Origin of the sequence: Bacillus sp. HMA207 (assembly GCF_003402455.1) — a bacterium.
Taxonomy (GTDB): domain Bacteria; phylum Bacillota; class Bacilli; order Bacillales; family Bacillaceae_G; genus Bacillus_A; species Bacillus_A cereus.
The window spans coordinates 2,033,755-2,059,991 of sequence record NZ_BEZT01000001.1 but is presented as its reverse complement, the minus strand read 5'-3'; the positions used below and the strand labels follow the sequence as shown (position 1 = coordinate 2,059,991).

The window sequence follows — 26,237 nt, the reverse complement described above, 5'->3', positions numbered from 1 at the left end:
AATAAAATAAATAACTAAGGAACTAATTTACCATATGGAAAAACATTGCTCAGCATTTTCACCAGTGGTCCCTGTATATGCAATATTACATACAAAAATCTTTATGTATTACGTTATTAATTTAAAAATAAATTATTCATCCATTAATCTATACCATCCGTATTTACAGTTATGGATACCCTAATTACATATGAAAAAGAGAGAAGAACATTGGTTAATTCTTCTCTCTTTGTTTATTTTTAAGATAACCATCTATAAAATTTTGCTTTTCATAATTCTTCATGAGTCTAGAAAAGAAATTTTTCTAATGTACATAATTACAACGACATTAAACCTCTTTGCTCTTAAATCCACTACTTGTATTATTGATTGCATGAAACTCCTTCTTGAGAAAGGTTTTAATTTCCGAATATTCTGTTGACCGTTATAACATATCCAATTTACAATTTAATTGTGGTGTTCTTTCACAATTAAACTACTTAGAATACACTTCATTTATTTGAAAACAATTACAAATAGAGGTGCTAAAATGAAAACTAGAGTAAATCCAGAATTATTACAAGGGTTAGAGATGTTTCCGGATCTCGATTTACGCCCAGAAAATTTGCAATCAATCAGAGAAGGAATAGCTCAAATGAGACCACCTACCGTTGTTGATGACTCTCTTTCTTTAACAGATAAAGTCATTGTTGGGCCTGATGATAATCCGTTACCATTACGAATTTATCGTCCAAAATCAAATCATGAATCTTTACCTGTCTTATTATGGATACATGGTGGAGGTTATATCTTAGGGTCTATAGATGATAACGATGATACTTGTATGAGGTTTGCAAAAGAAGCTAGCTGTGTGGTCGTGTCTGTAGACTACCGCTTAGCACCTGAACACCCTTACCCAGCACCAATTGAGGATTGTTATTCAGCTTTAAAATGGATTGCTGATAATGCAAAGTCATTAAACATTGATTCGAATCGAATTGGGGTTGCAGGAGTAAGCGCTGGCGGTGGACTAACAGCAGCATTATCATTATTAGCACGAGATCGAAAATATCCTTCAATTTGTTTACAAATGCCACTATATCCAATGATTGATGACAGAAATGATACACCTTCAGCGAATGAAATTAAAGAGGGATTTGTTTGGAACCAAAAGGCAAATGAAGCTGGCTGGAAAATGTATTTAGGAGAAATGTATGGAACGGATCAAATCCCTGCCTATGCAGCACCTTCTCGAGCTGAGGATTATAGTGACTTACCGTATACTTACACATTTGTTGGTCAATTAGATCCATTCCGCAGCGAAACATTAACCTATGTAAGCAAACTAGCACAAGCTGGTGTTGATGTGGAGTTTCATTTATATCCAAATGCCTATCACTGGTTTGAAGGGTTAAATCCAAATGCCGATGTATCTATTTATGCTGTGAACGAAATAGTACAAGCAATAAAGACTGGTTTCAAACGAGTATCCAAGGTTGAGGCTTAATCCCATTACAAGAGAAACACTTATAAATAGTATATATGTATTTATCATTTAAATATAATAGCCGATTCTAAATAAGAATCGGCTATTAATATGTAAAATCCGCCTAATATATCAAGGTTGAGAAACAGATATAAGATGTTTAGGCGATGTATTTATTTCCTCTGCTAATGCTTTTATGTTCATCATGATTTGAAGTATTTCTTCTTTTGTTGTTCTTGGGTTGATAGAGCAAAGTCGAATTACTACTTTTTCTTTTAATTTAGTCGTACTTAGCATAGCAAATCCTCTTTGATTAATTTCTTCCACCAATTTTTTGTTTATTTCATGAATTGTATCTGTAGATGTTAGCTCACATGGAATATAACGAAAAGTAACAATTCCTAATTGGGCAGGTGTTACTACTTCCCAATCTTTTTCTTTCCTTAAAAACTCTTCAACTTGTTCAGCTAGCATAATGCCATGATCAATTGCCTCACGAAAAGCTGTAACTCCGAATGCTTTAAAAGAAAGCCATACCTTTAATGCTCTAAATCTACGAGAAAGTTCAATTCCACGCTCCCCAAAATTCACTTTTTCTTCTATATTAGTTTCTGTATCCTTAATATACTCTGGGATCATACGGAATGTTTCACTTAAATATTGGCTATTTCGAATAAGTACACAACCAACATCATAAGGCTGAAAAAGCCATTTATGCGGGTCTAACGTTAAAGAATCGGCACGATGAATTCCACTTAATAACTCCCTTCCTTTTTCACTGAGAATTGCTGCAGCCCCATAAGCCCCATCCACGTGTAGCCATATATCTTCATCACCACATACATCAGCCAATTCATCGAGGGAGTCCACCGCTCCGCAATTCGTTGTCCCTGCATTAGCAATAACACAGAATGGTTTTTTCCCTTTTAATCGATCTTCTTTTATTTGTTTTCTTAAAGTACTAACTGAAATTTTTAAGTCTTCATCTGTCTCAATTCGGCAAATTTGATGCTGTTTAAAACCTAATACTTTAAGTGCTCGATCTACAGAAAAATGAGTTTGGTTAGAAAAATAAACAATCGCATTTTCTATGTCATTATTCAGCTTGACCTGTCTCGCTACAGTAAGTGCAGTCAAATTAGCCATGGAACCACCACTGACAAATAATCCTTCAGCTGAATCAGGGAATCCTAGCATTGATTTTAACCAGTTAATTGTCGTTAATTCAATTTGTTCGGCACCTGCACCTACTATCCAAGCTGTAGGAAATACATTAAACCCACTTGCTAAAAAATCTGCTAATACACCAACATAATTATTAGGACCTGGCACAAAAGCCATAAAATGAGGATGATCCACATGAGTAATTTGATTAAACACATTGTTATTAAGAAAATGAAGTAATTCTTTTGGATTAGATCCGTTTTCCGGAATCGTTTCAATTAGCTTGTCTCTAAAAATATTACTATCAATCGTTTCTGAAACTGGTTTACTTTTTAAATGATTCATATGATCAACAATTAAGTCAACCGCTTGATATCCTAACTGACGCATTTCTTCGGCTGATAACTGTAATTTTTTTGTCATTTGATTTACTCCTATTCTATTTAAAAAGGCGAGTTTTTGCTCGCCTTTTCATTTTTTATAATTTGTAATCACAAATTGTTTGTATTGGATTTTGAAGAATCGTGTTGATTAACCCCTGGATGTGATTTAATATTTCCTGTATTTTCTCTGTTTCATATACCGTTTGATCATATCCAAACTTTATTGTAAGTCTTTCTTCAGGGAAGCACATAATTCCATACTTTACATGTGGCTCATCAACAACTTCGTAATCCGTGATAGCAAAATGTCTGTTTTCATTTGAAGAAAAGATTGCTGGATTAGTTGGATAGTTTTCAAAAACCCAAAGATGGTCAGTCAACTCAGTTTTTAATTCACTTTGCTTTTGTATATCAACAAATGAATAGTATGCATACTCATTACATTTCAATGTCTCTAGTTGTACCTTTTGCAGGAAGTCCACAAAAGATTGCGTTTCTGTCCATGCTAATCGGATAGGCAAAACATTTGTGAACAGACCGAACATATTTTCAATTCCTTCTACTTCGGGGGGTCTGACTGATACTAGGTTAGGCAATACTACTTCTCTCGTTCCGTTGAATTTGCCAAGCAATATTCCCCATACAGCTAGTAATGCCGTATTCATAGTTATATTATTTTTAGTTACAAATGTCTGTAACTGATCAGTCAAATCCTTGTCTAATGTTAAATCCATAAAAGTGAAGTTTAACCCTTCACTTTTAGATGGGACTTTCTTTTTAGGAATACTAATTTTCTGATTGTATCCTGATAAATAATCTCGCCAAAAATGACGTGCTTTCTCATGATCTTGTGCCAAAGTCCAATCTATAAATGTTTCAAAAGGTTTTACCATGGGTAACCCCGCCGTAGTTCCGGCATTTGTAGTTTCGTAGAGCTGGAATAATTCGTCTATCAAAATGCTGACGCTCCAACCATCACATAATAGATGATGGGAACTCCAAATTACTTTATGCTCGTTATTACCTAGTTGGAATATACAGAGACGTGTCATAAGTTCATCATTTTTAAATCCTCGACTTAAATTTTCATTCATCCACTGTTTTAGGAATTCTTGCTGTTCTTGTTTCGTCATCTCAATCAAGTTTTTTATTTCTGAATTTATTTGAACATCATATAGAACAGCTTGCCAAGGTTTTGCTTGTTCATCTTGCACAATTATTGTTCTTAAAGCATCATGACGATCAACTAATTGTTGGAAACACTGAATAAAGAGTTTAATATCCAGCTCCCCCTCAAGTGCCCAAATTGTTTGTTCAAAATATGCATTTGTATCAGGTTCATTCGTAGCATGCTCATAAATAACTTCCTGGAAAGGTGCTAACGGGTAAATACGTTCTATTTTTATATCCGGCATTTTTTCTTGTATTTTGTTAAGTGTATGTTGATTAAGTTGTTTATCTTTAACATTTAGTAATGTAGCTTTATTATCGTTCATTATGTTTACATCATTTGTTTGTGAACTTGAAAACTGGTCTAGCTTTTTAACAAATTGAACCATGTCCCTTAATATAGGAAATGAAAATATATTTTTTGGTTCAAGCTCGAATCCTTGTCGATACAGTCTGACGGACACTTGAATCGCTTTTATCGAATCTCCACCTAAGGCGAAGAAATGATCATTTACTCCAACTTGATCTATTTTGAGTACTTCTTGCCAAATACTAGTTAATATTTTTTCCATTTCAGTTTTTGGGGCAATAAATACTTCATTTTTTTGTTTCTCCGGAGTAGGGAGCGCTTTTCTATCTAATTTCCCGTTTGGAGTCAGGGGTAATTGGTCCAAATAAACAAAATAAGAAGGAATCATATAATCTGGCAAGTGATCTTGCAAATGCTTTCGTAGTTCTGTTGTACTAATATTTTGCTCAGTTACCACATATGCAACTAAAAATTTTATTCCGTTCTCATCTGTTTGATCAATTACGACAGCATGTTCGACTTGTTTATAAGTTAGAAGACAATGAGAGATTTCTTCTAACTCTACTCGATATCCCTGAATTTTCACTTGGTAGTCTTGGCGGCCTAAAAATTCAATATATCCCTCAGAATGCATTTTTCCACAATCCCCTGTTTTATATATAAGACCAAAATCAGGATGTGACACAAACGCTTCATTTGTTTTCTTTTTATCATTTAAATATCCTTTAGCAAGGCCCACTCCCCCGATATATAAATCTCCAATTACACCAACAGGGCACATTTTCTTTTCATAGTTCAACACATAATACGTTTGGTTTGCCAAGGGCATCCCGTATGGAATACTATTCCAATGTGATTCCACCTGTTTGACCGGATAATAAATTGACCAAATCGATGCTTCTGTTGCCCCTCCTAGTGAGACTACTTCTGCAATCGGAAAATGTCGTTTTATTTTTTCTGGTAAAGAAAGCGGAATCCAATCTCCACTATGTAAAACTAAACGTAAAGAAGGATATTCAAAATGAGAACCTACTTGCTCCAATGCCAAATCCATGATTGCAGGCACTGTATTCCAAATTGTAATCCCTCTACGTTCGACAGTGCGGATTAATTCTTGCATGTCTCTCGGATCACGAATCATTACTAACATTGCACCTGTGCTTAAAGCTCCGAAAATATCGTATACAGATAGGTCAAAACACATGGAAGAGATACCAATAATACGATCATCTTCATTCACCTCATATTTTTGATTTATGTCTTGAATAGTATTCGTAACCGCTTGGTGAGTAATAATTACTCCTTTTGGTTTTCCTGTACTTCCTGAAGTGTATATAATATAGGCAATATCTTCTGGACCAGCAATAGCGGGCATATCTTCTGTTGTATAAAATGACAAATGATTTTCTTCATAAAGACTAGGTTCTAATAAAAGCTTGCATGAGCTATTTTTTAAAATATATGTTTGGCGATCTAAAGGATGATCGGGATCAATCGGAACATAAGCGGCACCTGATTTTAAAACACCTAACATATTAACAATTGTGTCAACTCGCCTTTTTGCTAAAAGACCCACTTTGTCACCTAGACCAATACCTTGCTCTTTTAAGAAGTGGGCAATTTGATTAGAACGTTTATGAAGTTCCGAGTATGTTAACCATTCTTGTTCAAATACCACTGCTACTTCATCCGGTGTACGTTTTACTTGGTCTGTAAATAATTGATACAGAGTAGTTGAAGGTATTTTTTCTGTTGTTTCATTGTATTGCTTAATTAAAGTTTGATCCGATTCTTTCATCTGCAAAGATGTTATATCGCTTTGTTTCACCAATTGTTCCAATAAGTCAACAAATTGGGAAAACATTGCTTCTATTACATCAACATCAAACAACTCTTCAACATAGTTCCAGCTAATTAATAACTCTCCATTTTTTTCAATTACTACATTATCCAAATACACTTGTGGAGTCCGAGCATGAATATAGCGAAGAGAACCAAGTTGTTCCCAAGAGAAAGCACCTGCACCTGCTAACATCGAGGTGAAAACGATTGGCATAACTGCTTTTGGCGTCATTTGATGATATCGAGTAAAATCTCGAATAAAGTTAACTCCATCGTAATGACGATGTTCAAGGCCATCTAATAAAGTAGCTTGCGTTTCTTTTACTCTAGTAAAGAAAGTTTGCTCTGGTTTTACATCAACATCCAATAAAATAAGTGATGTGAAATCTCCAACAATCTGTTCTACTTCATCATGAACAGGATAACGGTTAAATACAGTCAAGTTAATTGCTAATCGACGTTGATTACTCCAATATGCCAACACATCACCATATATTGTACAAAGTAGAGCGGAAGGCGTTACCTCTTTCTCTTGTGCTAACTTTCGTAGCTTTGTCCATTTTTTATTATCCAGGATTTTTGTAAGTGATTGGAATTTAGGAGTAGCAATCTCTGCTGGATCCTTTTTTAACAGCAAAGAAGGTGCAAACGGAAAGTCAGGAAGCTTACTTGTCCAATAATCTTTTGCTGTTTTATATTCTTCGCTTTGTTCCATTTCATCATAGATAAACATATAATCTTGAAAATCAAAAGATAAAGATTCTAATTTTTGATTTGGTTTATAATAATAATGCAACAAATCCTGTCCAACAATGTTCATGCTTGCTCCGTCCATTAATAAAGCATCGTATCGAAAACATAATAAATACGTGTCTTCTTTTAAAAGAAAAGCTTTCAATTCAAACAAAGGCCATTGCCCCAAAGGGAATACATGGTTAGTCATTCGAGAACGCTCTTCTTGTAAGCGAGCATGTTGATTCCTATCATCTAAATCTATGAGACTCACTATTTCAATCTCGTAATCAGGAACGCTTTGTAATATTTGCTGTTTTCCCTCTGGTAAAATTACAGCTCGCAACATTGGATGACGATGAATTACCTTTTGAAAACTTTTTGAAAGACGATTGATATCCAAAGCTGTTTCATATTCAAAATATGTTTGAGGGGAAATACCACTTAATTCAAACTGTGAATTCCGTCCTATCATATACGCTGTCTGAACTTCTGTTAAGGAAAATGGCTTAGACAAATCTTTAACATGAGTTGGTCTACTTTCAAGGTTTTCCTCTTTATGCTCTAGCTTTACACAAGAACTCAGTTGAGCGATTGTGGGGTGCTTAAAAAAATCTGTTGTACTTATTTTTAAGCCGTCTTTTCTTAATAAATTAATTACCTGAAGTGCTTTAATAGATTCTCCTTTTAATGCAAAAAAATTATCATGAATACCGATTCCCTCGATCTCCATAACTTTTTCCCATGCACGCACTAATTTTTGTTCAATTTCATTGCGCGGAGCAACGTATGGAATTGATACATAATCCGTTTGTGTTATATCCAACAATCTTTTTCTATCCACTTTTCCATTTGGATTCAATGGAATCTCTTCTACCTGAATCATTTTTTCAGGAATCATAAACTCAGGTAATTTATCACTTAAATATTTTCTGATTTCATCAAAAGACACCTTGTTATCCGATACATAGTAGGCAGCTAATAATTTCCTATTTCCATACACTTGATCAACAACGATAGCCTGGTTTATTTCTGGATATTCCCTTAATTGAGTTTCGATTTCTCTTAATTCAATCCGATACCCCCGAATTTTCACTTGATGATCCATTCTACCTAAATATTCAAGTTCTCCATTAGGCAACCAACGAACGAGATCACCTGTATGATACATCATTTCCCCTGCCGCAAAAGGACTCGGTACAAACTTTTCATCTGTCAGTTTATTTTTACCAAGATACCCTCGTGCTACCGCTACGCCAGCAATGCAGAGTTCACCGGGAATTCCAAATGGTTTTAATTGGCCATACTTATTCAATATATAGGAATGATAATTCGGGTTAGGTTTGCCAATCGTAACTTCTTTGGAAGTGCTCAAGTCTTTTACTGTTGCGCAAATGGTTGTTTCTGTGGGACCATAAATATTTAAAATTGTTGCTTCACTGATACAACGAATTTTTTCAACCAAATCAATGGAAAATGATTCTCCTGCTAATAAAATAGATTTTAAATCTTTTAGAAAAATCGCCCCTTCTGGATCACTCAAAATCACTTCCATTCGCGATGGCGTTGATTCCCATAAATCCACCTTATGTTTTTTGACCAAATGAGCCAATTCTTTTGTTGCAAACTGGTCCTCTGTAGCAATTACTACTTTTGAACCTTGCGTTAAAGGAAGACATATTTCTAACAAGGAAATATCAAAAGATACACTAGCAAGAAACAAGAATGATTGATTAGCTTTTACTTTTTCTCTCATTACATTTAAAAAATGAACTAGCGATTTTTGTTCTATCATTACCCCTTTTGGATTTCCTGTCGATCCTGATGTGTAAATAACATAAGCTAAATCATTAGGATTATGTTCTCGTACTAAATTACTTTCTTCACCTTGAAAAAGATATTCTTTATCAAGATACAGTACTTCACCTGCAAATTGTGGCAATACTTCCTCTGTTCGCTTACTAAGTAAATATTTTGCTTGACTATCTTGTAACATATATTCAATTCGTTCAGTTGGGTAGTTAGGGTCGATTGGTAAATACGCTGCTCCTGCTTTTAAAATCCCCATCATACCAATAATCATTTCTAATGACCGATCTAACATAACGCCAATAATACTTTCTTTTGAAACACCTTTACTTTGAAGAATAGAAGCCAATTGATTCGCTTTCTTATTCAATTCTCTATATGTCAAAGATTGATCATTACAAACAACAGCAATTTGATCTGGAGTTTTTAATACTTGCGCTTCAAACAAATCTTGAAATGATTGAAACAAGTCTATGCCCGTTTGAAAATTATTCAATCCTTCTAACAACTCTTTTTCTTCTTCTGCAATAATACAAATATCTTTCAATGCCAAATTCGGATTTTGTGAAACTTGCTTTAAAACATAACAATACGAATTGGCAAACTGTTGCAAAGAAGAGAATGAACGGGACTTGCAAGAAATTTGAAATTCAAATTCATTATGTATTTCATTCCATTTTCTTCGTATCCATAGGGCTAAATTATTCTCTGCGTATTCTTCTAGCGAATTTTCATTATGTAATCCTTCCATCCCGATTACAATTTGAAAAGGAGTTAAATTGTGTTTAACTAATAATTCAGAGAGCGGATACTCCTGATTTTTATACCCGAATAAAGTCGTTTGTTCAATCTCATTTACTAATTGTTTAAAGGTGTGATGCGGCTGGATTTCACTTCCTAAAGGAATCAACTTATTAAGATTCTCACTTTGTTCAAGATTCTTTTCAATTATAGGAATACCAATAGTAATTCTTTCTTGATCTGTATAATGTGCCAAACAAACCCTTAAAGCGGCTTGAAACCAGCTAAATAATAATAAATCTTGAGACTTACTTATTTTTTGTATACTTTTACTAAATTCTACATTCACTATGACTTGAACGTATTCACAAGGTGTTTCTTTATTTAGTTGGTAATCGCTATTAAATTTAAATACAGAAAAATCGAGAATCTCGGAAGATAATTGCTCCTTCCAAAACGCTTCTACTTCTTTATTTTCATGAATCGAACTTCGATCTTTAATGTGCATTTTTATCTTTATCCCCCTAATATTCATTTCTTCTACTCGTTAATTTTCAAGCCAACTTCAAGCCCATGAAGAAACACTTGATGATTATCCAAACATAAAAATTGCTGAATATCTTCAAATTTCATATGACCGACTGAACAAACCCCTAAATTTAATGTCTCAGCAACCATATTTAAGGTAGCAGTGATAATGCCTGACTCAATACAAGCAAATAAATATCCATCTGAACCGTATTTCGGGATGGAAGCGTTCGCATTATAAACCAAATAAACTGAGAAGGCAGATTGAGTAAATAAATCCTGATTAATTAACTCATGATCACTTTTGATTACTTGATCAATGTTGTTTACAATCACAAGACTATTTTTTGATGGGTTATAATAATAAAATCCAGCTTTCATATCCTCTATACGTTTTGGTTTTACATAAACAAAGATATCAATGGGATAGAGCCCGCCTGCACTTGCGTAATGATAGTATATTTTTTCTTCCCTAACCTGTTTTAGAGTTGATAAGAATCGGGAAAATTCCGAAAAACTAATATGTTTTTCCATATCAAATTGACGACAAGACCTACGTTCCTTGATTATAGTAGGTAGCTCATTTGTTGTTTCAAGTTGAATTTCGGTCGACCGTGCAGCAACGTGCGTGCGATTTAATTGTTTACTCATATACTTATCTAACTTTTCTTTAGAAAAGCGAATCTGGTTGCTATATGGATTTGAAAAAATCTTTTCTTGTGAAGAAAATACTTCTCTTGGGTGTAATATATTACTTACTAACACACGATTTTTTATCATGAGCTCTATGTTTTTTTGTGTCTCTTCTACATTTCCTAACGAAAAGCGCTCTACTAGTTCACTAATTTTCACACCTTTTTGAGCCATAAAATAAAAATCTGGAAACCACTCAGACAGAATACCTGTAAATCTCATTTCCCCTATCAAAACTTCATTATGCAACTTCTCCCAATGCTTAATCGGAGACCAGTAATAAATTTTCTCGCTCATATAACCCTCCATAAACATTTAACTTATTTTTGAAATGCAATTTTCTAATTTACAAAAATTTTTTCGGATTCTGCTCCTTGTCTCATAGTGATTATAAATACATGCACTTTAACAAAACTTGAAAATAATGAAATAACTTTTTCTTCATTAAAATTTTTTATTTCATCATAAAAAATGATTTCTTTTTGGATATTTCACATCCTTTCCCATAGTAATCCTATAAGGTATAAACCATTTGTAACATTGAGAATATTCATGTATTTCCAATGTGAAATTATTGTAATGGATTGGAGAACGGTTGAATATAGTTATTAAATCAAATAATGTTGAGAAAGTTTTATTTATTATATCGATAAAATTTTATGATGTAATTTATTACAAATAGATTAAGAAAAGAGTTTTAAATTTTTCTTAATCAGTTAGTGTGAAAATATCACATACTATTACATACAATCGAGTTACTTACATTTCATATTCAAAATAGAGAAAAGACACCTTGAATGGTGTCTTTTCTCTATTTTAATTCCATATACTTTTTACGCCTTTGTTATTTTTAAACGATTTGTAGGAGTTAATACAACTCGAACATCTAGTTCGTTATATGTTCGAATATATAATAAACATTATATGAATTACGAATGTATTTCAGGTAATTTTATAAATAAACTCAAAGATATCTTCTCCTCCTACTGTCATAAAAGAAATAATCTATTGCTTATTTCTTTTATTAAATTGTAATATAATTACAGTATGTGAAATTATATTACATTAACTTTAAAAGCGAAGTCAGAATAATCTTCACTTCGCTTTTTTCATTTGCAATCCTTGTTAAATTTGCTCAATGCAGTATTTATTTCCACATTCTTCGTTTTTATTTAATCGGTTTCTCTGTTTTTAAGACAAATGAACTTAATGCAGGAACTTTAATTTTATTGTCATGGACAACATAAAGTAGTTTACTTCCCGCCTGCTTGCCATCTACTAGTACTTTCCAAGGCCCTTTCGATGGAAGTGTTATTTCAACAGCTTCTCTATTTGCATTGTGAGCCACTGTAAAGTATTCATGTTTATTCCCCTCTATTATATAAGCTACAGTATTTTTTGGAGCATCAATAAATGATACGTGTGTTTTTATTTGCTCTGCAGATGTCATTCGAAAAGCTGAGTACTTTTTGCGTAATTCTATTAAACCCTTCATATAATCTACTTCATTATTAAACGTTGCACGGCGCAGCCAATCCATCTGGTTAATTGAGTCTGGAGATTTGTAACTATTATGATCACCGTATTTCGTCCGCATAAACTCTTGCCCTGCATGTAAAAATGGAATTCCTTGTGATGTTAATAAAATCGAAGAAGACAATTTGTGCATTTGTGTTCGCACTTCATCGCTGTCACCTGGATTAGTTAACTCAAGTTTATCCCATAATGTATGATTGTCATGTGCTTCCACATAAGTTAGCACCTGCTCTGGATCTTGATAGGTAGACGAATTTGTATCGTAGTCAATACCTGCCGTAATACCTTTTTTAATACGATCTTCCATGTTTTCCTTTCCATTTATAAAACCATTTTCTTTATCCTCAAATACACTACCTTTTAACCCATCACGTATATTATCGTTAAAATGAGCAATCCCTTTCATTTTCTCTGCATTTTTTTGATTTGCTTTCAGCTCAGCTGCAAGAGGTGTATTTAAATCCCATCCTTCTCCGTGTAGTATAATAGAAGGGTCAATTTGATTAACAGCTTTACGTATTTCATTCATCGTTTCATAATCATGAATACCCATTAAATCAAAACGGAATCCATCTAAATTGTATTCTTTTGCCCAATATGTGACGGAATCTATCATAAATTTCCTCATCATTTTTCTTTCTGAAGCAGTATCATTTCCTACTCCAGTTCCATTTGCAAATGTTCCATCTTCATTGTAACGATAATAATAACCTGGAACTAACTTATGGAAATTAGATTCAGCAGCGTTATACATATGGTTATATACTACATCCATCACCACTCGAAGATTATTATCATGTAGTGTTTGAACCATTTGCTTTAATTCAGTTATTCGCACAGTCGGCTCATAAGGATTTGTAGAATAGGAGCCTTCTGGAACATTGAAATTTTTAGGATCATATCCCCAGTTATATTGCGGTTCATTTAAAGTCTCTTCATTTACAGAAGCATAATCAAATATCGGTAAAAACTGAACGTGAGTAACACCAAGATCCTTTATATGATCAAGTCCTGTTTTTACACCTTCTGGCCCTTTTGTTCCTTTTTCTGTTACACCTAAATACTTCCCTTTCTGTTTAATACCACTTTCAGATTGAATGGAAAGATCGCGTACATGTAACTCATAAATAATAGCATCTTCCGGATTTTTAAATTTTGGCTTTTTGTTTGCTTTCCATTTTTTCGGATTTGTTTCTTCTAAATTAACGACTGCACCTTTATCCCCATTTACAGAAGCAGCACGCACATATGGATCAACCGCTTCAGTCCACTTATCACCAATTTTGACCTTATACGTATAAAAGAGCCCTTTTTGGTTCCCCTTTAGTTCTGCTGTCCAAGTTCCCTTTTCACCTTGTTGCATGTTTATTTCAGCACCTATTTTATCGTTCCAGTTTTTATATGTAACTAACTTTGCTTCGCTTGCAGTAGGAGCCCATAAACGGAACTTTGTATGTTGCGGAGTATATGTATTTCCTAAATCGTTACCACCATAATAAAATAAATTATCAAATTCTTCGCTACGAATGACTTTACCAATTTCAGTATTCGTATCAGCTAAGTTTTCTATTTTAACTTTGTATGTTTGTTTTAAATCAATTTTCTGTTCCGTAATTATTTTGACCTTATTAGTAATATCTCCACTGTTTATATCATAAGGAGTAATATTCTTAATTTTAATGCCTTCAATTTCAATTTTCTTTTCCTTAATATGAAACGGGACATTAGTCGTTACAGTAATTTCATGGAGACTATCAATAGTTGCTTTTTGAATTGAGAGATCCGATGATGGCTTAGAGTTATATACTTTTTCATCACCCGAAAGAATCCATACTTCAGCACGACCGTCCTTTATATTTTCAATCCAACGATCCCCACCATCTTTTTCCCATTCATTTGTTCGAACTATAAATCCTACACGATTATAGTCACCGTCTATTTTTATCTTAGCGTATTTTCCAAATTCATCTTCACCAGTAAATTCATAAGATGTACCATTTGCATTTTCTCCCCATAACCAAAGATTCCAGTCTTTTGTATTTCCAAGCTTTTCTTTGTAATGAATGATAATTTCAGTTGTTTTCGAATTTGAAACTGCCTTCACACTCTGAAAGGAGAAAACAGATGATAACATAACGATTAAAGTAAGTAATAAAACTGTTTTGTTAATTAATCTTTTTATAATTTGCACCACATACACCCTTTCTTCAAATATTACTAACGATTTATTATGCTTTCACTACATAACACTGCTTAAATTAATCTAGAAATCTCTTTTACTTCACCTCCATATTGGCTATTTTCACGTATGTATTTCAATGACCTTTTAATACGAAAACGTTTGCATTAGTGCTTAAAAAAATAGATTTTTTTATGCCTTCATATATTTGTAAATACTAAAAGATCAGGGAAAACATTTTAAAGCAATCGTTTGTTATCGCTTTCATTTTATAGACTTTCTATCAAGAGGTCAATATATTATTAATTTTCTGTTTTTATATATTTTAAACCTTATTTATTTGTCACAACTTCTTACAGATAAAGTGCCTCATTATTGCTTAGTCAGTTTATTTTCAATAATACATTGCTACGTAAAAAACAGCTAATATCCTTAAAATGACATTAGCTGTTTTTCATAATGTATTAATATATGAATGATAACTATATTTCTAAATTACTTAATTTTTGCTGCATCAAATGCTTTTTGAATTGCTTGAACTTCAGCTGTATTCGCACCATATTTATTAGTTGCCACTCGAATACATGCTGATCTCAATTCTTTGAAATTAGAAGTCATGTTTAACTCATCTGTATTTGCATAATAGAAAATATCAAACATTTTATCTTCACCAATTCCTTTAACAGTTACTCCGTTATGAGTTCCGCCTTTTGCAATCAGATACGCAACTTTATTAATAATACTTGAATTAAAATGAACACCGCCTTGATCCCATCCATTAAAATCGTTAAATTCACTGTAATCATCTGGATAAGGCACTCCAAGTGAAGATGGCACAGAAGCTGGGTTTTCCATATCACGGAAAACAGATCCCGTTTGTTCTCCCATTGTCCAGTTAAAGTTTCCATTATTTACGTATTTCTCAATAGATGTTCCCATAATATCAGATAGCGCCTCATTAATCGCACCGGATTCCCCGTAATATTCAAGATTAGATTCGCTAGAAGTAACAGCATGTGTAAATTCATGTCCAGCTACGTCATATGCTTTAACAATAGGATCGCCATATACAAGCATACTTCCATTATTAGCACTTAATGCATTCTGCCAATTTTTCGGATCATTCGTCTCTTCAGAATCCCAAGCGTGTACAACTGAAACTACCTTTTGTCCCTTATTATCAAAGCTATTACGCTTGTATTTATCTTTATAAAAATCAAATACTTTTGTTGCTAAGTAATGAGCACTTACTGCTTTTGGATCGTTAAATGTTGCCGAAGTACTTGTCGCTAATGTACCAGGATAATAGCTTTCTTCTTTAGTAATATCTCTGTAATTCACATCATATGTTTCAATGCCTTGCCCTCTTGTATAATCAGCAAGAGCATATTTGCCATTACTTTGTTTAGAGATACCAAATGAACGATTAATACCTAAATCATCTTTTCCTGTTCCCGTTAATGATGTAAGGCTGCTTTGTTTACTTTTCTTTAAGGCTCCAACTAGTTTTTCACTTGCTTTTAAGTTAGATTCTTTTACCATATTTTTTAACATATCACCATTTTGTGCATTTACTAAATAAGTACCAGAAACATAGTTTGGTGTTGCAGCTTCGAAGGTAACTTGGTATGCATTGCTAGCTTGTCCATTATTTTCATCAACAAAAATAACCTCTTTAACTTCTGGCTCAGAAATAAACTTGATATCGTTCCCGTATTTCGTATAAATATATTGTTTTGCTTCATCTTTTGATAGATTAATAGTTTTTTTCAATTCTTCTTGTTTTAAATTTTGCGCGCTATCGCCTGAAACACTTTTAATAACACCCTTATTATCTACGTGTGCAGTTAATTGATGTCCATATACTTCTTTTCCTTCGTATGTTTGCTGCATACGCACAAGTGTAGTTCCATCATACGAACCACGTTTTTGAAGGACTTTATAATCTACTCCTGCTTCTCCATTGACTTGTTTTTGGGACAGAGCTTGTTCTGTTTTCTCCTTAAGTGCATCCTTTACTACATTTTCTGGTGCCTTTTGTGACGGCTGTGTAAGTTCACCCGAACGGAACGATTCCTCCTGAATTTGAACTTGTAGTTGATCTGTTTCCTCTGCATGACCTACCCCATATGGTGCCACAGCTGTTAAAGCTAATCCTGTTGTTAATGCTACCTTAGTTAATGTCTTTTTGTTTTTCATTATTTCACCTCGTATAATTTTTGAAATAGAAAGCTTGTACAAAGTATACTGTCTATTAATGTCTAAAAAAAGAGAAAATACACAATTTATGTAACATTATGCAAAATTACATAAATTAAGGATGATGCTACAATTAAAGAACAACTCATATAAATGCATTAATTTCAATAAAAAAGAGCTCCCTAAGACGCTCATCCAATTGGTTAGTTATTAATTATCTATATTCATTCTAATAAAAGTATACTTATATCTAAATAACAACATAAAAACCCACTCTTAACTATTTTAAGAGTGGGTTTCATGCTATTAAAATAACAATTACTATAAGAAATTTTATAATTTATATTTTTTTAGTAATCCTACTAAGTTTTTTGTAAAATTCACCTTTTGTCTTTACATGATTAAACTGATTTGGATTAATATTTGCTTTTTGTGAGAGTAATATAATCTCTTCTTTTGAAATTGAGTCTTTCGTATTTATAGATGCTATATTTGTGTATTTTCCGTCTTCTGTTTTTGGAATTTCTAAAATCCCTTTATTCACAAGATCAACTACCGCCTTATGCTCTGAAGAATGTAAATCTACACCAGTAATTTTCCAATTACGCATAACTTTTGGCGTGTATACACCGTTCTTTACCTCTTTTAAATATGTAATAGCAAGGTTACGAATGGTCCCACCTGTTTCTCCAAATGCATTCTCTTGTTTAGATGACCAAATTTGTTCAAACTTACGCCCCTCTAAAGCTCCTCCTTTTGCCTGAAGAGCCTCCATTCTATATGCATTCATTCCCAGCGTCATAGCATCGCTCATTTTGATTGGTTTGTTTGTACGAATAGAGCGTAAATTTGTAATTCTACTTCCATATGGTTTTGTTAAGTCAATTTCGTATTTTACGCCTCCAAAGAAATCGTTCGTACTGTATTTAGAGGCACGGCGGGTTTTATCAAAGCTAACGGTTACATCTCCGGCACGAGATGAGTTAAAATATCCTGCTGCCCATTCCATATAGTCTTTTAAATCTTTTCCAGAAATCTTATATACTGTAATTTCTCCCAAGGCATATTGGTAATTGTACGCAATATCTTTTTTCTTAATAGGACCTATATCTAAACGGGCATAATCATTATCAATTTGATGGGCTACTACATCTGCTTTACTGTAGTAGAGCATGACTTCATGAAAGAAATCTGATAAAGGTGTTTCTTGAATCTGAACACTTGGAATACCCTTTATTTCATTTTCAGGAACAAGATTTCTACCCTTTAATTGAGCCACTACAACATTTGCATCTCCTCTCGCATATTCGTGAAAAGGTGTTAATGTTTCTTCAAGTGTAGGATCAGATAATATCGTTGTTCCATCAGCATTTTTTACAGGTATAGCGGTAGCAGTTTTATTTTTTAAAGCCAACTTCCCATCTTGCTTTGTAAAAGTAAGGTCAATACGTGAAATATGTGTTCCATATTTATCTGGTTCTGTAATAATTACGCCATTTACAACTTCTTTTTTTACAAGTTTATGCATGTGAGCCGCAAAAATAGCGCTTAGTTCCGGACAAGCATTTGCAATATCTTGAACACCAGTACCAGGGATACCATTCTCATTTTCTAATCCCATATGCATAACTCCTACCATTACATCTACTTTACCTTCTAATTCCTTAATTGCCTTTTTCGTCTCTTCTACCGGATTTTTCACCACTAAACCATCTAAGTGATCTGTCCCTTTTTCAAAATCACTAATCATTGGTGTATTCATACCAATAATCCCAACTTTAATTCCACCTTTTTCTACAATTGTATATGCAGGAAGAAAGCGCTCTCCATTTTCCTTATAAATATTTCCTGCTAACGTTTTTCCCTTATATTGCGCACTAACTTTTTTCAATGTATCTAATCCAAAATTGAATTCATGATTTCCAAATGCCCAGGCGTCATATCCCATTGTATTCATCGCTACCATCATTGGCGATTGTCGCTTATCGTTGAATAATTCTACTGAGTTTCCTTGAATTGTATCCCCAGCATCTACTAATATGGTATTTGGATTTTCTTGACGGACCTTCTTTATAACCGTATAAAGCTGTGTCAAACTTCCACTCATATTTGCTCCATCAAGCGCATAATCCCAAGGCATAAATCTACCATGAATATCTGCAGTACCTAACAATGTGATATTAACTTCAGATTCCTCAGCCTTAGAGATAGATGGTTTGACTATTAATGCGGTTCCAAGCAGTAATAGAATTACAAAGTAACATACATAGTTCTTCCATTTCATTTTTTGCATAATAATAATATTTCTCCCCTTTTTGTACTTTCATAAAGTTGCTTGAACTTTAAAAATGTAACTTATTATTCAGGAAACTTCAACTACAAAAGATAATTTTGAAGGTGGTTCTGTTGCAAAAATAAAGAGAATAAATTGCATACATCCTCTAACAGAATTGTATTTTATCATGTCCTGACAGAATACCCCTTTCTTAAGAGTGTGAAGTGTACTTTCAAAATAAGGACATATCATTTATCATCATAAAAATCATCATTTCAATTTATTAAAACGGGCATATACAGTTACTGATTTATCTCCTTCTAAATAAAAACACTTTCAAAAAAATAACCCCGCTCTTCATTTAAGACGGGGGTTACACTTATACAGAAAATCGGATAGTTTCATATTTTCTTCAGCTTATTGGTTACTTTCAACTAATTTCATTCTATTTTTGGTTTCTTCTGAATCAATAAGAATCAACCGTTTTCCCTGTTTATAATACGTATCGATAATAAATAGGGAATAATTTTTACTTTTCAATTTCACAAAGCAATTTTATCTCTTTGATTTGTAACATATGACGCTGTTCATGCAAATAGATCAGTTCTATCCACTGATCAAGGGGCAATTCTCCAAGAGCTGGATGCATCACTGATTTTTTCGCTAATACAGACTCATCTTCTATTGTACTCAGGAAACGCATCAATTCTTTTCTTGATTCGTTTAGCATATTGAGCATTTGCTGCACTTCAAATGGTTCTATACTTGGTTCAATCATTTCTGGAGCTATAAACTTTTTCGTTCTATCTAATAAAATAGTGTGAATTTCTTTACGCTCATTTTGGGTACTATCTAACTTTTTTAATCCTGACGAAATAACTGTTATCACTCTCTCATCTAATAAAACTAAATGATGACAAACTTGTGCAATACTCCATTTATCCTTATCTGGTTTCCTATTAAATTGAGCATTACTCAACAAAGTAATTTCCTCAACTAATTGATTTCTCGTTTCATAAAACTTGTCATTTACAATTTTATCCATGTGGATTCTCCTTTCATTGCAGCCTACATACTTAAATTTCTACGCTAGAAATATTATCTTCGAAAAAAGATTTTCTTTCACTACTAGTCCAATTTCATTTTAAAACCACAAATGAAGTTATTTGTTTTTTATATATTTTTAATTGGCACAAATAAATCAACCTTTAACTTTCCTTCTAGATCTTCAGCAACATTATTTAAGCAAAACTCTAAATTATCTCTATCATAATCTGCATCATACTCACTATTTGGTAGCCACTCTGCATACATGTATTGATACGCTTCACTTAATTTATGAGGTTCATCATAGAACTGGCATAGACCATATGTACCTCCATCTAATCTTTTAAATTGCACAGTATGATACTTTTCTTTATCAAAGTTTTCAGGAATCGTAATACATGCATCATGCCGGCACTTATGACTTGCAACAAGTTCAGGATTATCCAATGATATTCCGATAAATGATTGCTCTGGTGGATACAGTTTATTTTCAATTGACCAATTCAGTAACTTTCTCCAGTGATCTTGCGGTTCAAAGTAGCTACCAGTTCGTCTTATATACGCTACTTCTAATGGTGGTAATTTTTTTATAACAACTTTCATTTATATCTTCTCCCCTATAAATATGTACACTGTTTAATTAGCTTTCTTTAACATTTATTCCTTCTTAAATAAAAAGAATTCTCTAATCATATAAAGTGAAACTTTAATCAGCGGGAGATGAATTTGAATTGAAATATAATTGATTACTATTACTACTAAAGTAGTATGTACTTTCATACTTTTATTTGATTTTACATTCTTTTTAAAAGGTGGAGGATTTTAATTGATTAAAGGAATATACGAAGCGCATTTACCAGTATAATGTCCTATCAATTTATCATTAAATAAATGTAAAAAATGACCCTATTTATTCATTTTTAATGCGTATGTATGTACATTTGTTAATTTATTCGATATATTATGGGTATTGAATGATTACGTGAAGTGTATAGGTCGCTTATATAACACCTTATATTTTTATATCCGTGAAAACTACAAAGTGTATGAAAATCCATTTGTCAAATGAATTTAGTGCGGAAGGAGGTTTGTGGTTACTTCATAGGGTATAATAATCAGTTTTTTACTGATAAAAATATAGGAGGCGACATAATGTTTCGTACGATTTCAAATTTCATGAGAGTAGCTGAGATAAGAAGGAAAATCCTTTTTACACTAGCGATGTTAATCGTTTTTCGAATTGGCACGTTTATTCCAGTTCCTCATACTAACGCAGAGGTATTAAAAGTACAAGATCAAGCTAACGTTCTAGGTATGTTAAACGTATTTGGCGGAGGAGCATTGCAACACTTCTCAATCTTTGCTGTAGGTATTACACCATATATTACAGCTTCCATCATAGTACAGTTACTACAAATGGATGTTATACCTAAATTTTCGGAATGGGCAAAGCAAGGAGAAATGGGCCGTAAGAAATCAGCTCAATTCACTCGATACTTTACAATCATTCTCGCATTCATACAGGCCATCGGAATGTCTTATGGCTTTAATAATATAGCAGGTGGACAATTAATAACAGATCAAAGCTGGACTACATACTTATTTATTGCGACAGTTTTAACTGCAGGTACTGCATTTTTACTTTGGTTAGGCGAACAAATTACCGCTAACGGAGTTGGTAATGGTATTTCGATGATTATCTTCGCAGGTCTTGTTGCTGCGATTCCAAATGTTGCAAATCAAATTTATTTACAACAATTCCAAAATGCTGGCGATCAGCTATTTATGCACATAATAAAAATTGTTTTAATTGGACTCGTAATTTTAGCGATAGTTGTTGGTGTTATTTACATTCAACAAGCTGTACGTAAAATACCGATCCAATATGCAAAAGCTGTTTCAGGAAACAATCAATATCAAGGAGCAAAAAACACTCATTTACCGCTTAAAGTAAATAGTGCTGGTGTTATACCAGTTATCTTTGCTTCTGCATTTTTAATGACGCCGCGTACAATTGCGCAGCTCTTCCCTGATTCAAGCGTATCAAAATGGTTAGTTGCAAATCTTGATTTCGCACATCCAATTGGAATGACACTTTATGTCGGTCTTATCGTTGCTTTCACATACTTCTACGCATTTATTCAAGTAAATCCTGAACAAATGGCTGAGAATTTGAAAAAGCAAAATGGATATGTTCCTGGTATTCGTCCTGGTAAAGCAACTGAACAATATGTAACTAAAATTCTATACCGTCTAACATTTATCGGTGCAATTTTCTTAGGTGCTATTTCTATATTACCGCTCGTATTCACGAAAATTGCTACGTTACCACCTTCTGCTCAAATTGGTGGTACAAGCTTACTTATCATTGTCGGTGTAGCACTAGAAACTATGAAGACGTTAGAAAGCCAGCTTGTAAAACGTCATTATAAAGGCTTTATTAAAAAAGTGAATTAATTATCAAAAACACAGTTGGTTATTTTTCCAACTGTGTTTTTGATTTTATCAGTCCTGTAATATACAGGGCTATTGCTTTATTAAACTACATCTCCTTCTCTAATAACCGCCCTTTTTTGAAATAAGTCCGTAGTGTTGAACGATTGGCCAAAAATACACCAATCAATATAAGACAAGCCCCCATTCCCATTGTAGGATTTAAAGGTTCTCCTAAAATGATATATCCCACAATTATTGCAATTAATGGTGATACATATAACCACGTCGATGGAAATACTGGATTTGTTTTTGATAAGAGCCAGTAATATAATCCGTGTCCACCAATCGATCCGATAAATATGAGATATAAAATAGGCCATTGCACACTCCATGAAGTTAATACGGTTACATTTGGTTGTTCTACAATAATAGATGCGATTAGTAGTAAAATCCCTCCATAAAACATTTGAATACCGTTAATAAGAAATGGTGATACATTTGATAAATCTGACAGTATTTCTTTCGAACGAATAGAGCCTATTCCGTAAAATAACTCCCCTATAACTAAAACAATACAAGCAATACTCCATATGAAACTTACTTGTTGATGCATTCCTGGTAAAGAAACAAATATAACACCTATTAGTGCAATAACTAAAGCAACGAGTTGTTCCTTTTGTAATTTCTCCCTATTCCTCTTTGCTTGTATTAATAAAATCATCATTGGTCCCGTAGCAGAAAGAACAGCAGCTAATCCCGAAGAAATATATTGTTCTGACCAATATAAACTTGCGAATGTCATAAATGTTAAACAAAATCCAGCATACATAATGCGTTTTGAAAATATATGTGGCATAATTTCTTTTCGCTTTAATTTAAAAATAATCATAAGGATTATGCCCGCTAAAAAGAAGCGAATTCCTGCTGAAAACAACGGTGGCGCCCCTGCTTCAATTCCAATTTTTATCGTTAAAAATGTTGTCCCGAAAATAATACATACTAAAATGTAATTAAAAATGACCATTTTGCTTCCTCCTTTTTACTCTTAGAATGAGTATAGAGGCTATGGTGTATAACAGTGTATCGGTACATATAACAGTTACTTCAAGTTGTAGTTGATTCCCTATATATTTTTCGCTTTAATTAAGTTAAAAAGAAAAATAGGTGAACCTATGAAAATTGTATTGCGTAAAGAAACAAACATACCGTATTACAAGCAAATATATATGCAAATTGTTGACAGAATACAAAGTGGTATGCTTTCACATGGTGAATCTCTTCCTTCTTTACGTTGTATGGCCACAGATTTACAAATCAATGTATTAACAGTTCGTAAAGCGTATAAACAGTTAGAAACGAAAGGGTATATACGCATCGAACAAGGAAAAGGTGCTTACATATATAAACGGGTAAAGAAAGATTTCAAACCAATTCCGTATAAATGGCAACAAACGAAAACGATTAATGTTATGCGTTCTCAATATGCAATGAATAAGCACCGTAAATATTATAATTTTTCACAAGCAATTCTGTATCCTCGTCTGTTACCAAATCCATTTTTGGCAGATGAAATGCATAAATTGCTGGATAAAAATCCGATGTTGTTAGCAACTTATGGGCCAGTTCAAGGCGATTATGAATTGCGAGTTGAAATAGCAAATTACTTACATGAACACCAGAAATTAGTGACAGACCCATCTCAATTATTAATTACAAGCGGCGCACAACAAGGAATTGATTTAATTGCTCAAACATTATTAAAACCTGGAGATATTGTATTGGTAGAAAGTCCATGTTACAGTGCTGCGCTTGATATTTTCATCAATAAAGGTGTTCAAATCATTCCCGTTTCTCTTGATAATCATGGAGTTCGCTCCGACTTAATTGATGATATTTGTCAAAGTAAAAATCCCGTTTTATTGTATACGAATCCCACCTTCCAGAATCCGACAGGTACAGTAATGAGTAAAGAACGAAGAATGGAACTTATAGAACTATCGGAGCTATATCAATTTTTTATTATTGAAGATGATTCTTTCGGAGAAATATATTTTGAGGATGCTATAATCCCGCCCCCAATCAAAAGTTTTGATAAGGATGGCCACGTAATATATATAAAAGGATTTAGTAAAACGTTAGCACCAGGACTGCGTATTGCAGCACTTATTGCCGATGGTCCTATTTTTGAATGGCTATATGCAGTAAAAGGTTCAATGGATATCGGTAGTCCTTTATTAACACAAAAGGCACTTCTACCGTTTTTACGTGCAGAACGTATGAAAAACCATTTAGAAAAATTACGTACAGCTTTACAAATGAGACGTGATTTAACAATTGATATATTATCGCCATTAAAAGAACTACACTTTGAAATACCAAATGGAGGTTTTAATTTATGGGTGACACTACCTGATTCGATAGATCCCTTTACCTTATTACAAAAAGCAAATGAAGTAGATGTCTCTTTTTTACCAGGAACAGCTTGTCTATTAAACTACGAAACAAATGATAACCAATTAAGAATTAGCTATTCAATGTTAAACGAGAAAGATATGGAAATTGGATTAGAGAAATTATATGATACAATACGAAAAAGTATTTGTTAGAAGCAATATCACATTAGCCAACAATAAATAATACCCGCAAATGAAAATGTATAGTATGGGATATTATCTATTGTTGAGCTTTTTCGTTATTCAAATCTAGTTACTCTATAAGCTGTAATCTTTATTATCATTCCACTTTAACTACAATCTTTCCTCTAACATGTTGTCCTTCACTCAAAATATGAGCTTCTTGAACTCCTGCTTCATTAAATGGCACCACTTTACTTATGATTGGTTTGATTTTTCCGTTTACAATTAAAGCTGATAATTCTTCTAATTGTTTTCCATTTGGTTTTAGCCATAAAAATCCTGATTTTATTCCTTCTACTTTTTGTAGTGGTTCATGAACAATGGAAACTAGAACACCACCAGGTTTAATAATTCGAAAACTTTTTTCTTGCACTTCGCCACCTATTGTATCTAACACAATATCAAAATCTGATACTAGTTCTTCAAATTTATCTTTTTTATAATCAATAACGAGATCCACTCCTAAAGACTGTAAAAATTCTTTATTTTTACTACTAGCAGTCGTGGCAACAAAAGCTCCAAATGATTTTGCGATTTGGATTGCCAAACTTCCAACGCCACCAGCTCCAGCATGAATGAATACACGGTCATTTTCTTTTATTTTTGCGTAATCTACAAGACTTTGCCACGCTGTAAGTCCTGCAAGAGGAATAGAAGCTGCTTCTTCGTAACTAATATTATTAGGCATATGTGATACTAAATCTAATTGTACTGCAATGAATTCAGCATAAGAGCCGCTTCCTATATTTTCAGGTTTCGTAAACACTTTATCTCCTATATTGAAACACTCTACATCTTCTCCAACTTCTTCAATAACTCCAGCTACATCTAATCCTAAAGTGATTGGAAATGAAAAGCGTAACTGCTCTTGTAAGTCACCTTTTCTTATTTTCCAATCAACTGGATTAACAGATGTTGCATAAATACGTATTAATACCTCATTATTCTTAACAACCGGTTTTAAAACTTGTCTTTCTTTTAATTCTTCAACACTGCCATATCGATCAATAACGATTGCTTTCATTTCCTCTCCTCCTTGCTGTTTATTTTAATAACATACAATTATTTCTCAAAATTTTTTGCCTTGAATTA

Annotated in this window: 13 protein-coding genes; 3 read left to right on the top strand and 10 right to left on the bottom strand. The window is 33.2% G+C overall.

The genetic code is table 11. The annotated features are described in order from the left end of the window. Window positions 1–529 precede the first annotated feature (529 nt). Window positions 530–1,486 (top strand): alpha/beta hydrolase, encoded by a 957-nt coding sequence (locus tag HMAS_RS10790; protein ID WP_000857943.1) that lies wholly within the window; start codon window positions 530–532, stop codon window positions 1,484–1,486. Window positions 1,487–1,597: 111 nt separating this feature from the next. Here the strand turns inward: HMAS_RS10790 and HMAS_RS10785 are convergent, their stop codons facing one another. The 8 genes from HMAS_RS10785 to HMAS_RS10750 form a co-directional block, all read right to left on the bottom strand. Next, window positions 1,598–3,052, bottom strand: coding sequence for a pyridoxal phosphate-dependent decarboxylase family protein (locus tag HMAS_RS10785; protein ID WP_000162820.1), 1,455 nt, complete (start codon window positions 3,050–3,052; stop codon window positions 1,598–1,600). 55 nt (window positions 3,053–3,107) lie between these two features. Next, window positions 3,108–10,124: a non-ribosomal peptide synthetase gene (locus HMAS_RS10780; RefSeq protein WP_116344805.1), complete on the bottom strand. Its 7,017-nt coding sequence runs from the start codon at window positions 10,122–10,124 to the stop codon at window positions 3,108–3,110. A 32-nt stretch (window positions 10,125–10,156) separates the two neighbouring features. Then, window positions 10,157–11,134: a SagB/ThcOx family dehydrogenase gene (locus HMAS_RS10775; protein ID WP_016122625.1), complete on the bottom strand. Its 978-nt coding sequence runs from the start codon at window positions 11,132–11,134 to the stop codon at window positions 10,157–10,159. An 871-nt stretch (window positions 11,135–12,005) separates the two neighbouring features. Beyond that, window positions 12,006–14,564, bottom strand: coding sequence for a type I pullulanase (gene pulA, locus HMAS_RS10770; RefSeq protein WP_116344804.1), 2,559 nt, complete (start codon window positions 14,562–14,564; stop codon window positions 12,006–12,008). A gap of 483 nt (window positions 14,565–15,047) precedes the next feature. Continuing rightward, window positions 15,048–16,751 carry a M4 family metallopeptidase gene (locus HMAS_RS10765; RefSeq protein WP_116344803.1) on the bottom strand — a complete coding sequence of 568 codons (1,704 nt, stop codon included), beginning with the start codon at window positions 16,749–16,751 and terminating at the stop codon, window positions 15,048–15,050. Between the two features lie 340 nt (window positions 16,752–17,091). Then, window positions 17,092–19,044 carry a bifunctional metallophosphatase/5'-nucleotidase gene (locus HMAS_RS10760; RefSeq protein WP_116344802.1) on the bottom strand — a complete coding sequence of 651 codons (1,953 nt, stop codon included), beginning with the start codon at window positions 19,042–19,044 and terminating at the stop codon, window positions 17,092–17,094. A gap of 511 nt (window positions 19,045–19,555) precedes the next feature. Beyond that, window positions 19,556–20,071: a DinB family protein gene (locus HMAS_RS10755; protein WP_000358016.1), complete on the bottom strand. Its 516-nt coding sequence runs from the start codon at window positions 20,069–20,071 to the stop codon at window positions 19,556–19,558. A gap of 128 nt (window positions 20,072–20,199) precedes the next feature. Continuing rightward, window positions 20,200–20,676, bottom strand: a complete 477-nt coding sequence (locus HMAS_RS10750) for an AraC family transcriptional regulator (RefSeq protein ID WP_000869617.1) — start codon at window positions 20,674–20,676, stop codon at window positions 20,200–20,202. A gap of 549 nt (window positions 20,677–21,225) precedes the next feature. Between HMAS_RS10750 and secY the strand changes: the two genes are divergently transcribed. Next, a complete protein-coding gene (gene secY, locus HMAS_RS10740) occupies window positions 21,226–22,530 on the top strand; it encodes a preprotein translocase subunit SecY (protein WP_000490135.1) in 1,305 nt (434 codons plus the stop codon). 85 nt (window positions 22,531–22,615) lie between these two features. Here secY and HMAS_RS10735 read toward each other — a convergent pair whose 3' ends face one another. Continuing rightward, the gene (locus HMAS_RS10735; RefSeq protein ID WP_000234337.1) at window positions 22,616–23,533 is read right to left on the bottom strand and encodes a DMT family transporter; all 918 of its coding nucleotides are present in this window, start codon (window positions 23,531–23,533) and stop codon (window positions 22,616–22,618) included. Window positions 23,534–23,681: 148 nt separating this feature from the next. Here HMAS_RS10735 and HMAS_RS10730 point away from each other — a divergent pair, with 148 nt between their 5' ends. Beyond that, complete coding sequence (locus tag HMAS_RS10730; RefSeq protein WP_046392788.1) at window positions 23,682–25,115, top strand: PLP-dependent aminotransferase family protein; 1,434 nt, start codon at window positions 23,682–23,684, stop codon at window positions 25,113–25,115. A gap of 127 nt (window positions 25,116–25,242) precedes the next feature. On the opposite strand, the gene HMAS_RS10725 is transcribed toward HMAS_RS10730, so the two are convergent. After that, window positions 25,243–26,169, bottom strand: coding sequence for an NADP-dependent oxidoreductase (locus tag HMAS_RS10725; RefSeq protein ID WP_000644581.1), 927 nt, complete (start codon window positions 26,167–26,169; stop codon window positions 25,243–25,245). Window positions 26,170–26,237: the final 68 nt, after the last annotated feature.

Excerpts from the sequence above, each read along its gene's own strand:
- HMAS_RS10790 (WP_000857943.1), top strand. The coding sequence starts at position 530 with ATGAAAACTAGAGTAAATCCAGAATTATTACAAGGGTTAGAGATGTTT.
- HMAS_RS10785 (WP_000162820.1), bottom strand. The coding sequence starts at position 3,052 with ATGACAAAAAAATTACAGTTATCAGCCGAAGAAATGCGTCAGTTAGGA.
- HMAS_RS10780 (WP_116344805.1), bottom strand. The coding sequence starts at position 10,124 with ATGCACATTAAAGATCGAAGTTCGATTCATGAAAATAAAGAAGTAGAA.
- HMAS_RS10775 (WP_016122625.1), bottom strand. The coding sequence starts at position 11,134 with ATGAGCGAGAAAATTTATTACTGGTCTCCGATTAAGCATTGGGAGAAG.
- HMAS_RS10765 (WP_116344803.1), bottom strand. The coding sequence starts at position 16,751 with ATGAAAAACAAAAAGACATTAACTAAGGTAGCATTAACAACAGGATTA.
- HMAS_RS10760 (WP_116344802.1), bottom strand. The coding sequence starts at position 19,044 with ATGCAAAAAATGAAATGGAAGAACTATGTATGTTACTTTGTAATTCTA.
- HMAS_RS10755 (WP_000358016.1), bottom strand. The coding sequence starts at position 20,071 with ATGGATAAAATTGTAAATGACAAGTTTTATGAAACGAGAAATCAATTA.
- HMAS_RS10750 (WP_000869617.1), bottom strand. The coding sequence starts at position 20,676 with ATGAAAGTTGTTATAAAAAAATTACCACCATTAGAAGTAGCGTATATA.
- secY (WP_000490135.1), top strand. The coding sequence starts at position 21,226 with ATGTTTCGTACGATTTCAAATTTCATGAGAGTAGCTGAGATAAGAAGG.
- HMAS_RS10735 (WP_000234337.1), bottom strand. The coding sequence starts at position 23,533 with ATGGTCATTTTTAATTACATTTTAGTATGTATTATTTTCGGGACAACA.
- HMAS_RS10730 (WP_046392788.1), top strand. The coding sequence starts at position 23,682 with ATGAAAATTGTATTGCGTAAAGAAACAAACATACCGTATTACAAGCAA.
- HMAS_RS10725 (WP_000644581.1), bottom strand. The coding sequence starts at position 26,169 with ATGAAAGCAATCGTTATTGATCGATATGGCAGTGTTGAAGAATTAAAA.